We start from the raw sequence: 9,998 nt of genomic DNA, 5'->3' as shown, positions 1-9,998 counted from the left end.
GGGATGTCATCGGCGCTGAACACGGTCTCGGCGTGCTTGGTGACCGGGGCGACCAGCGGCAGGTGGTCCATCTCCTGGAGGCTGCCCGAACCCCAGCGGAACTGCGGGGCCCGCCCACCCAGCACCAACACCGGCGAGGCGTTGAAGTACGCGCTGGTCAGCCCGGAGATGCCGTTGGTGACACCGGGGCCGGCGGTGAGCACGGCCAGACCGGGGCGGCGCTGGAGCTTGGCCACCGCCTCGGCGGCGAAAACGGCGGACTGCTCGTGCCGCACGTCGTAGATCGGGAAGTCGGTCTTGTGCGCGGCGTCGTAGAGCGGGAACACGTGCCCGCCGGAGAGGGTGAACATCTCCCGCACCCCGTACGCGCGCAGCGCCGCAAGGGCGAGTTCCCCGCCGTGGCCTTCGATCCGCTCCGTCATCGCCGCTCCCTCTCGTCGCCGTCGTCGCCTGACCGGAGTCACACGCTACTGGCCGGTAGGAGGAATGTGAACCGCCCTCGCGCTCAGCGGCCGGTGAAGTCCGGCTTGCGCTTCGCCACGAACGCCGCCATCCCCTCGCGCCGGTCGTCGGTGGCGAACAGCGCCGCGAAGAGCTGGCTCTCCCAGGCCAGACCGGAGTTCAGGTCCATGTCCAGGCCGCCGTCGACGGCGAGCTTCGCCGCGCGCAGCGCCTGTACCGGCCCGTTGAGGTACGGCCGTACCAGCGCCACTGCGGTGTCGTAGACCTCGGCGGCCGGGGCGACCCGGTCGGCCAGGCCGATCCGCAGCGCCTCCTGCGCGTCGACCATCCGGCCGGACATGATCAGGTCCTTGGCGCGGGCCGGTCCGACCAGCCGGGCCAGCCGCTGGGTGCCGCCGGCGCCCGGGATGATGCCGAGCTTGATCTCGGGCTGGCCGAGCTTGGCGTCCTCGGCCACCACCCGCCAGTCACAGGCCAGTGCCAGCTCGCAGCCGCCGCCGAGGGCGTAGCCGGTGATCGCGGCGACCACCGGCTTGGGGATCCGGGCGATCGCGCCGAGCGCGCTGGACAGGTCGGCGGCCCGCTCGGCCATGTCCACGTAGGACATGTCGGCCATCTCCTTGATGTCCGCGCCGGCCGCGAAGACCTTCTCCCCGCCGTACACGATGACCGCGCGGACCTCCGGGTCGGCGGTGGCGGCCGTCGCGGCGGCCCGCAACTCCTCCTGCACCTGGGTATTGAGGGCGTTCATCGGTGGCCGCTCCAGCCGGATGGTGCCGATGCCGTCCTTGGTCTCCAGCCGCACGAACTCGCCCACGCTGACCCTCACTTCCTCGTCGAAGTCGCGTCCAACCTTACGACCCACCTTGTTCGCCACGTAGTCTGGCTGCCAGTCCCGCCACCCGGAGTTCCCGCGATGGTCACGTACTACGACGACAGATCCGTACAGGTCACCTCGACCGCCGTCACCGTCAACGGCGACGCCTACCCGCTTGCCGAGATCACCGAGGTCTGGCATCACCGGGGCAGCCGGTCATGGCGGGTGCTGGCCGGTCGGGGCGCGCTCGGCGCGGCGATGATCGGCCCGCTGGTCGCCGCCGTCATCGGCATCGCGATCGGCGTCTGGATCGACGGATCGGCGACCGTCACCGTCGCCATCATCGGTGGCTCCGTGCTGATCGGGTTGGCCGCCGGGCCGATCGCCGACCAGCTCTTCGAGTACTTCGACCGCTCGTACGCCCGGGGCAGCCGCCAGCGGGAGGTCTGGATCCGCTGGCGCGGCCACCCGGTACGGCTGCTGCGTACGCCGGACGCGCTGCGCTTCGGGCAGATCTACCGCGCCGTGCAACGGGCCATGGAGGCACACCACCCCTCGCCCAGGTGAAAGGAAGGGCCCCTTATTAACGCCTGCGGCATAGGAAGGGCCCCCTATTAACCGCGCCGCCCGGGTGACAGCCAAAGGTTGCCCGAAGGTGGTTAGGCTTAGTGATGGCGCTCTATTACCGGGACGACGCGGTGCAGGTGACCTCGGAGTCGATCCGGGCTGCTGGGCACGTCATCCCGATCAGCGAGGTCACGTACGTCTGGCACGCGAAGGGGCGCACGACGCTGGCCGTACGGGGCCGCGTGCTCGGCCGGGGCGTGCTGGTCCTGCTGCTCTCCCTGCCGCCGCTGGTCGGGCTGATCTGCGTACTCTCGCTGGCCTGGTCGGCCCAGGACCGGGGCGAGTGGGTGCCGGCGCTGGTCGTGCTCACCGCCTGCGTGGTCATCGCGCTGGCGCTGGTGCCGTTCCTGGAGATCCCGCTCGGCTGGCTGGACCGCTCGTACGAGCGCGGCAACCGGGTGCACGAGTTGTGGGTGCAGTACCAGCGGCAGGAGGTGCTGGTGCTGCGCACCCCGGACGCGCTGCGCTTCGGGCAGATCTACCGGGCGGTGCAGCGGGCCGTGGAACAGCAGGGCGACCACTGGTGACCGGCCGCCCGGCGGACCGAGCCCGCCCGACGCACACTTGATCCCATGCCAATCCCTCTGCCCCGGCCGGCCTCGGTCGTCGACCTCACCCGTTCCGCCCTCGACCAGGCCACCTCCTTCGCCGCGATCCCGGCCCGCGCGTTCGCCGTGCTGGACGGGGTGGAGGCGCTGCTGGCCCGGATCAACGGGGTGGTGGACCGGGTCGAGCAGACCCTCGACCGCACCGACCGGATGCTCACCGACGCCGAGGGCGCGGTCCGCGAGGTGGCGGTGATCAGCGCCGCCGCCACCGCCGCCGTGGACAACGCCACCAAGGTCGCCGCGGCGGCGGCAGTGGTGGTCGGCGAGGCCGAGCAGGTGTCGGCCGCCGCCGGGGCGGTGGTCGCCCAGGCCGACCAGGTGGCCCGGGCCGTGGCGGGCGTGGTCGACACGGCGGAGTCCGTGGCCGACCGGGCGGCGGGCGTGGTGGGCGTGGCGGAGTCGGTGGCCGGCCGGGCGGCCGGCACGGTGGGCGTGGCGGCCGAGGCGGCGGCCACCGCCGCAGAACTGCTGGCCGCGTACGAGCCGGCGCTGCGGCGGGCCGCCCCGATGGCCAACCACTTCGTCGAGCAGCTCAGTCACGAGGAGGTGGTGGCCGCGGTGCGGTTGATCGACGAGTTGCCGAAGCTCCGGTCCCATCTCACCTCGGACATCCTGCCGATCCTGGCCACTCTGGACCGGGTCGGCCCGGACCTGCACGATCTGCTCGACGTGACCCGGGATCTCAAGCTCGCCGTCGCCGGCATTCCCGGCCTGGCGATGCTGCGCCGCCGGGGCGAGAAGCTGAGCGACGAGGCCGGCTGACGCGCCGGTCGCACAGATCGCGGAGGCGGTCGGCTTCGACACCGCTGTGACGTACCGCCACCACTTCGCTCGGGCGATGCGGACCTCACCGTCGGCCTACCGCCGGGCGTTCCGGGCCGGCGGCCCCCGACCCGCGGCGCCCGCTGGTTGAGCGGGTCAGGTTGCCGGCACGTACAGCTGGTCGATCTCGACCCGGCGCGGCAGTGACACGCTCGCGCCGAGCCGACGGACGCAGGCCGCACCGGCCGCCGCGGCCCAGCGCACCGAGTCGACCAGGTCCCGGCCCTCACCCCAGGCCACGGCGAGCGCGCCGGTGAACGCGTCCCCGGCGGCGGTCGAGTCGACCGTGTCCACCTTGACGGCGGGGATATGCACGGCGGTGCCGTCCCGGTCGCCGTACCAGGCGCCCTGCGCGCCGAGGGTCAGTACGGCCCGGGGCACCAGGTCGAGCAGGGCGTGCGGGTCCTCCCGACCGCGGCCGGTGTACGCCTGCGCCTCGTTCTCGTTGACCACCAGCAGGTCCACGGCGGCAAACAGCTCCGGCGGGACCGGGATGGCCGGTGCCGCGTTGAGCACCACCCGGGTGCCGGCTGCCCGGGCGGCCACCGCCGCCTCGGTCACCGTCCCGACCGGGACCTCCAGCTGCGCGACCATGACGTCGGCGTCGCGTACGACCGCCAGCTCGGTCTCGGTGAGCGCGGTCAGCGAGGCGTTCGCGCCCGGAGTCACCAGGATCGCGTTCTCACCCTCGGCGTTGACCATCACCAGGGCCACACCCGAATCGCCGTAGGTGGTGCGCAGCTGGCTGGTGTCGACGCCGGCGGCGGTGATCCGGGCCCGCAGGGTCACGCCGAACGAGTCCGAGCCGATCGCGCCGAGGAAGGCGCAGGCAGCGCCCGCCCGGGCCGCGGCGATGGCCTGGTTGGCCCCCTTGCCGCCGGGCACGGTGACGAAGTCGGTGCCGAGCATCGTCTCCCCCGGCCGGGGCAGCGCCGGGGCGGTGCCGACCAGGTCCATGTTCGCGCTACCCACCACGACGACCCGGGTCTGTCGCACGGCGGCCTCCTGCGGCTGCGTTGTTAATAGGGGGCCCGTGCTCTACCGGAGGCGTTAAGAAGGGGCCCTTCCTTTCGCCTCAGGCGGCGCGGGCGGTGTAGCGCTCGCCGTTGCGTTCTACCAGCAACGGCAGGCCGAAGGTCTTGGTCAGGTTGTCGGCGGTGAGCGTGTCGCGCAACAGGCCCTGCGCCATCACCGCGCCGTCTCGCAGCAGCAACGCGTGGGTGAAGCCGGGCGGGATCTCCTCGACGTGATGGGTGACCAGCACCAGCGCCGGGGCGTCCGGGTCCTGGGCCAGCTCGGCGAGGCGGGCCACCAGCTCCTCCCGGCCGCCCAGGTCCAGTCCGGCCGCCGGCTCGTCGAGCAGCAGCAGCTCCGGGTCGGTCATCAGCGCGCGGGCGATCTGCACCCGCTTGCGCTCGCCCTCCGACAGGGTGCCGTACGTCCGGTCGGCCAGCGTGCCGACACCGAGCTGGTCGAGCAGCGCCCGGGCGCGGGCCTCGTCGGCGGAGTCGTAGCTCTCCCGCCAGCGCCCGACCACCGACCAGGCCGCGGTCATCACCACGTCGCGGACCCGCTCCTCGGCGGGCAGCCGCTCGGCGAGCGCGGCGGTGGACAGGCCGATGCGGGTACGCAGCTCCGTGATGTCGGTGCGACCGATCCGTTCGCCCAGCACGTGTGCGGTGCCGGTGGTCGGGTGCAGCCGCCCGGCCGCGAGGTTGAGCAGGGTGGTCTTGCCGGCGCCGTTGGGCCCCAGCACCACCCAGCGTTCGTCCAACTCCACCCGCCAGTCCACACCGTGCAGCAGGGCGGTGCCGGACCGGCGTACGCCGACGCCGTCGAGGCTGACCACCAGATCCGCGTCCACGGGTGAGGGGGCGGGTGCGGCGCTGCCTGCGCCGGGGATCAGGTCACCAGTCACCCGCCCATCCAACCACGCAGCGCCGTGCCGCCCCCACGGGCGGGCGCTGCGGCCGTAGGGTGAGGCGCCGTGTCATTGCTCACCCCATCCGGAGGACGGTCCATGCCCAGTCGTCGTCGGGAACCATCCGCGTGAGCGGGGTCATCGAGATCGAGGGTCTCCGCAAGACCTTCCACAGCGTGCGCCGAGGTCGGCGGGTTGCCGTCGACGGGTTCGACCTGCTGGTCGAGGCCGGCCAGGTGCACGGGTTCCTGGGGCCGAACGGATCGGGCAAGACGACCACGCTGCGGGCGCTGCTCGGGCTGGTACGCGCCGACGACGGGCGGATGAGGGTGCTCGGTGCCAGCGCCCCGGAGCAGCTGCCGCAGGTCGCCGGCCGGGTGGGCGCGATCGTGGAGAGCCCGCAGTTCTTCGGCAACTTCACCGCGTACCGGACGCTGCGGCTGCTCGCCCTGGCCGGTGGCGTGCCGGTCACCCGGGTCGACGAGGTGCTGGAGCAGGTCGGTCTGCACGATCGGGGCCACGAGCGGGTCAAGGGCTACTCGCTGGGCATGAAGCAGCGCCTGGCGGTGGCCTCGGCCCTGCTCAAGCGTCCCGAGCTGCTGATCCTGGACGAGCCGGCCAACGGGCTGGACCCGGCGGGCATCCGGGAGATGCGGGACCTGACGCGCGCGCTGGCCGCCAACGGGGTGACCGTTCTGGTGTCCAGCCACATCCTGGCCGAGATCCAGCTGATCTGCGACCACGTCACGATCATCTCGCGCGGCCGGCGGGTGGCGGCCGGCCGGGTGGACGAGGTGCTGGCCGGTTTCGACCGCGACGAGTGCCTGGTCCGCGTCGACGACCTCACCCGGGCCGAGGAGCTGCTGCTGGCCGCCGGGCTGACGGTGACCGGGCACGCCGACCACCTGGTGGTGAGTGGCGTGCCGGATCCGGCCACGGTCAGCCGGACGCTGGGCGAGCAGGGTGTCTGGGTACGCGAGCTGACCCCGCTGCGGCCGGATCTGGAGAGCGTCTTCCTGGAGCTGACCGCCGCCCCGGCACAGCCGGGGGTGCCCCGGCAGGTGGACGGCTCGGCACCGCACCATGACCCGGCCGCCGACCGGGTGATCGACCTCGACAGCCGGGGAGTGGACGCATGAACCTGATCCGTGCCGAGGTGGAGCGGCTGGGCGCCCGCCGCTTTGTACGGCTCATGGTCGTGCTGCTGGTGCTGGCGTTCGGGGTGACGGCGGCGACCACGCTGGCCAGTTCGCATCAGCCCACCGCCGTCGAGCTGACCGAGGCGCAACGCCAGGCCGCCGCCGACCGGCGCAGCATGGAGCTGGAGCACGGACGGTGCCTGGCCCGGGATCGGGGCGATGTACCGCGCACCGCCGACGACTTCACCTATTTGCCGGACGACTGCAGCCAGCTGGATCCGGCGCTGCGCGATCGCCTGCCGGTGACCGCCGACTACCTGACCGGGGTGTTCACCTTCACCCGGCAGGCCGAACCGCTGCTGTACTTCCTGGTGGCGTTCCTGATGCTGTTCGGCTTCCTGGTCGGGGCGTCCTACATCGGCGCCGACCTGAACTCCGGCGGGGTGGTCAACCTGCTGCTGTGGCGACCGCGCCGGCTGACCGTGCTGGGCGCCAAGGTCGGCACCCTGCTCGGGGCGGTGCTGGGCTTGTCGCTGATCGCCTCGGCCGCCTATCTCGTCACCTTCTGGGTCATCGCCCAGGTCGCCGGTTACCCCGGCCCGACGAACGCGGCGTTCTGGGCGTCGTTGGGCGCCATCTGGGGTCGCGGTCTCGTGCTGGTGCTGCTGGTCACGGCGGCCGGCTTCGCCATCGCCACGATCGGTCGGCACACCTCGGCGGCGCTCGGCGCGGTGGCCGCCTACCTGGTGCTGTGGGAGCTGGGTGGCCGGATCGTGCTGCAGATCCTGGAGGTGGCCCGACCGGACCAGCTGATGCTCGCCAGTTACGTCGGCGCGTGGCTGGCCGGGGAGATCACTTTCTGGGACAGCACCCCCTGCGCGGGCTACGGCTACTGCAACGGCAACTACACACTGACCTGGGGGCCGGCGCTCGCCGTCCTGCTGCTGCTCACCGCCGGGCTCACCGCTGCGGCCTTCGCCCTGTTCCGGCGTCGCGACCTTATCTGACCCTGGCACAGGTCCCGGGGCGCGGCAAAGGCTTGCCGCGCCCCCTGGCGGTGGTGAAGAATTTCTTCACATGGACGGCGACGCGGCCGGACGGGGCACGGCGGCCGGGCCGCAGGTGCGGAGCGGCTCAGCCGACCGTGGAGCCGAAGACCTCGTTCCGGACGGCGTCCAGCGCGGTGCGCAGCGCCCCGTGCAGGATCGGCTCCTCGGTCAGCCCGGTGGGCACCACCCGGGGCCGCACCAGCGTGATCGCGGCGACCTCGTGCTGCACCCGCTCGGCCAATGCCGCACCGCCGGCCTGGCCGACCTCGCCGGCGAGAACCACCAGCGGCGGGTCCAGCACCACACAGGTGCTCGCCACGCCGAGGGCGAGCCGGCGGGCCACCTCGTCGAGCATCGGCCCACCGGCGGTGCCGTCGGCGATCGCCGCCCGCACCGCGTCGGCGGCGACGCCGTCCGGGTAGCCGTGCTCGCGGGCCAGGGCCCGGATCGCGTCGGCGCCGGCCAGTTGCTGGAAGGCCGGCTTGGCCCGCCGGGAGACGTCGCGCGGGATGGTCGCGCCGGGGACCGGCAGGTAGCCGATCTCGCCGGCGGCGCCGCTGCTGCCATGGTGCAGCCGCCCACCCAGCACGATGGCCAGGCCGACCCCGGCGCCGACCCAGACCAGCACGAAGTCGGACAGCCCCCGGGCCGCGCCGGACTGCGCCTCGGCCACCGCGGCGAGGTTGACGTCGTTCTCGAAGACCACCGGGGTGTCCAGGTCGTCGCGGAGCGCGGCGAGCAGGCCCCGGTGCCAGCGGGGCAGGTTGAACGCGAAGGTGATGTCACCGGTGCCCGGGTCGACCAGGCCGGGGGTGCCCAGCACGATCCGGCGTACGCTCGACAGCTGCGCTCCGGCGCTGCTGGCCGCCTGGACCACGGCGTTGTGCACCACGCCCACCGGGTCGTCGGTGTCCCGGGTGGACTGCTCCACCCGACCGATCACCGCACCGGTGATGTCGGCGCAGGCGGCCACCACCCGCTCCGGACCGACGTCCACCCCGACCACGTACGCGCTGCCCGGCCGCACCGCGTAGAGCTGTGCGTTCGGCCCCCGCCCACCGGCCTGCTCACCGACCCGGGTGACCAGCCCGCGCTCCTCCAGCCGCTCGACCAACTGCGAGGCGGTGACCTTGGACAGGCCGGTCAGCTCGCCGATCCGGGCGCGGGTCAGCGGGCCCTGCTCCAGCAGCAGCTCCAACGCCGCGCGGTCGTTGAGGGCCCGCAACAGCCGTGGGGTGCCGGGGAGCCGGGTCGCACTCATGCCATGTCCTCGTTTTAGTAAACTTTGCTAACTGTAAACCGACCTGCGAACGGGTAGCCGTAGCGTATCGGCCGGGTGGGAGCGCGGCTCTCCGCCGACCCGGTACGACCTCCGCGCCGGCCGGCACCGAGAGGAGAGATCACGTGGGGCTGGATCCAGGACTTCGCCGGCTCGCGCTGGGCACGCTGCTGGCCGCGTACCCGGGACCGGTCCCGCCCGACTGGGCGGTCGACCTGGTCGCCGACGGGCTGGCCGGGCACACCCTGTTCGGCACGAACATCCACCGGCCCGACCAGGTGGCAGCCAGCACGGCCGCGCTGCGTGCCGGCCGGGCCGACGTGCTGATCGCCATCGACGAGGAGGGCGGCGACGTGACCCGGCTGGCGCACGCCACCGGCAGCCCGTACCCGGGCAACGCCGCGCTCGGCGCGATCGGCGACGTGGCGCTCACCCGCCGGGTCTACCAGGCCATCGGCGCCGAACTGGCCGCCCTCGGCATCAGCGTCAACCTGGCACCCACCGTCGACGTCAACAGCGCCGACGACAACCCGGTCATCGGCACCCGGTCGTTCGGCGCCGAGCCGGTCAGGGTAGCCGCACACTCCGCCGCCGCCACCGCCGGCCTCCAAGCCGCCGGGGTGGCCGCCTGCGCCAAGCACTTCCCCGGCCACGGCGCCACGGTAGCTGACTCACATTACGAACTGCCCACCGTGGACGTATCGCCCGACGTGCTGCGCCAGCGCGACCTGCCGCCGTTCGCCGCGGTGATCGCCGCCGGAGCGAAGGCGGTGATGACCGCGCACATCCGGGTACCCGCGCTGACCGGCGACGGGCCGGCCACATTCAGCCGCACCGTGCTGGTGGACCTGCTGCGCGACGAGTACGGCTTCACCGGCGCCGTGGTCACCGACGCGCTGGAGATGAAGGGCGCCGCGCTCGCCGCCGGCGGAATCGCACCCGGTGCCGTGCGGGCCCTGGCCGCCGGCGCGGACCTGCTCTGCATCGGCGCCAAGGTCGACGCCGGCCTGGTCGAACGGGTGGCCGCCGAGATTGTGGCCGCGCTCGGCGACGGCCGGCTGGCGCGAGCCCGCGTCGAGCAGGCGGCCGGCCGCGCCGCCGAACTCGCCGCCTGGACCCGGACCGCCGGCACGACCACCGCCGCCCCCTCTGATCTGGGGTACGCGGCGGCCCGCCGCGCGGTACGGGTGGAGGGCGTACTGGCCGGCCTGGACCACCCGCTGGTGGTGCAGTTGCACGCCGCGTCCACCATCGCCGAGGGCCGGGTGCCGTGG

General features: G+C 73.2%; 11 protein-coding genes and 1 pseudogene. 7 read left to right on the top strand and 5 right to left on the bottom strand.

The annotated features are described in order from the left end of the window. Both AB0M52_RS24415 and AB0M52_RS24410 read right to left on the bottom strand, forming a co-directional pair. Nucleotides 1–422 (bottom strand): thiamine pyrophosphate-binding protein (locus AB0M52_RS24415; RefSeq protein ID WP_363957888.1); only part of this gene is annotated, 422 nt, incomplete at its 3' end. 83 nt (nucleotides 423–505) lie between these two features. Beyond that, nucleotides 506–1,279, bottom strand: a complete 774-nt coding sequence (locus tag AB0M52_RS24410) for an enoyl-CoA hydratase-related protein (RefSeq protein WP_111212511.1) — start codon at nucleotides 1,277–1,279, stop codon at nucleotides 506–508. A 99-nt stretch (nucleotides 1,280–1,378) separates the two neighbouring features. On the opposite strand from AB0M52_RS24410, the gene AB0M52_RS24405 reads away from it, so the two are divergent. From AB0M52_RS24405 to AB0M52_RS24390, 4 genes and pseudogenes are all read left to right on the top strand, one after another. Further along, a complete protein-coding gene (locus AB0M52_RS24405; protein ID WP_363957885.1) occupies nucleotides 1,379–1,846 on the top strand; it encodes a DUF6232 family protein in 468 nt (155 codons plus the stop codon). A gap of 104 nt (nucleotides 1,847–1,950) precedes the next feature. Then, nucleotides 1,951–2,433, top strand: a complete 483-nt coding sequence (locus AB0M52_RS24400) for a DUF6232 family protein (protein ID WP_363957882.1) — start codon at nucleotides 1,951–1,953, stop codon at nucleotides 2,431–2,433. Between the two features lie 45 nt (nucleotides 2,434–2,478). Continuing rightward, a complete protein-coding gene (locus AB0M52_RS24395; protein ID WP_363957879.1) occupies nucleotides 2,479–3,276 on the top strand; it encodes a hypothetical protein in 798 nt (265 codons plus the stop codon). A gap of 1 nt (nucleotide 3,277) precedes the next feature. Then, nucleotides 3,278–3,427, top strand: a pseudogene (locus AB0M52_RS24390) (AraC family transcriptional regulator); the annotation flags it as partial. A 5-nt stretch (nucleotides 3,428–3,432) separates the two neighbouring features. Here AB0M52_RS24390 and AB0M52_RS24385 read toward each other — a convergent pair. Together AB0M52_RS24385 and AB0M52_RS24380 are read right to left on the bottom strand one after the other, a co-directional pair. Further along, a complete protein-coding gene (locus AB0M52_RS24385) occupies nucleotides 3,433–4,332 on the bottom strand; it encodes a ribokinase (RefSeq protein ID WP_363957876.1) in 900 nt (299 codons plus the stop codon). Nucleotides 4,333–4,411: 79 nt separating this feature from the next. Next, nucleotides 4,412–5,254, bottom strand: a complete 843-nt coding sequence (locus tag AB0M52_RS24380; RefSeq protein ID WP_363957873.1) for an ABC transporter ATP-binding protein — start codon at nucleotides 5,252–5,254, stop codon at nucleotides 4,412–4,414. A gap of 131 nt (nucleotides 5,255–5,385) precedes the next feature. On the opposite strand from AB0M52_RS24380, the gene AB0M52_RS24375 reads away from it, so the two are divergent. Both AB0M52_RS24375 and AB0M52_RS24370 read left to right on the top strand, forming a co-directional pair. Then, entirely contained in the window at nucleotides 5,386–6,396 is a 1,011-nt protein-coding gene (locus AB0M52_RS24375) for an ATP-binding cassette domain-containing protein (RefSeq protein ID WP_363957870.1), read from the top strand. Further along, nucleotides 6,393–7,403 carry an ABC transporter permease subunit gene (locus AB0M52_RS24370; protein WP_363957867.1) on the top strand — a complete coding sequence of 337 codons (1,011 nt, stop codon included), beginning with the start codon at nucleotides 6,393–6,395 and terminating at the stop codon, nucleotides 7,401–7,403. Before AB0M52_RS24375 ends, AB0M52_RS24370 begins: the two co-directional genes overlap by 4 nt. Nucleotides 7,404–7,530: 127 nt before the next feature. Here AB0M52_RS24370 and AB0M52_RS24365 read toward each other — a convergent pair whose 3' ends face one another. Continuing rightward, nucleotides 7,531–8,706, bottom strand: coding sequence for an ROK family transcriptional regulator (locus tag AB0M52_RS24365; protein ID WP_363957864.1), 1,176 nt, complete (start codon nucleotides 8,704–8,706; stop codon nucleotides 7,531–7,533). A gap of 143 nt (nucleotides 8,707–8,849) precedes the next feature. Here AB0M52_RS24365 and AB0M52_RS24360 point away from each other — a divergent pair. Further along, the coding region (locus tag AB0M52_RS24360; protein ID WP_363957862.1) for a glycoside hydrolase family 3 N-terminal domain-containing protein at nucleotides 8,850–9,998 on the top strand (1,149 nt) is incomplete at its 3' end.

Source organism: Micromonospora sp. NPDC051296 (genome assembly GCF_040682255.1).
Classification (GTDB): domain Bacteria; phylum Actinomycetota; class Actinomycetes; order Mycobacteriales; family Micromonosporaceae; genus Micromonospora; species Micromonospora craterilacus.
This window is presented reverse-complemented; position numbering and strand designations above follow the sequence as displayed.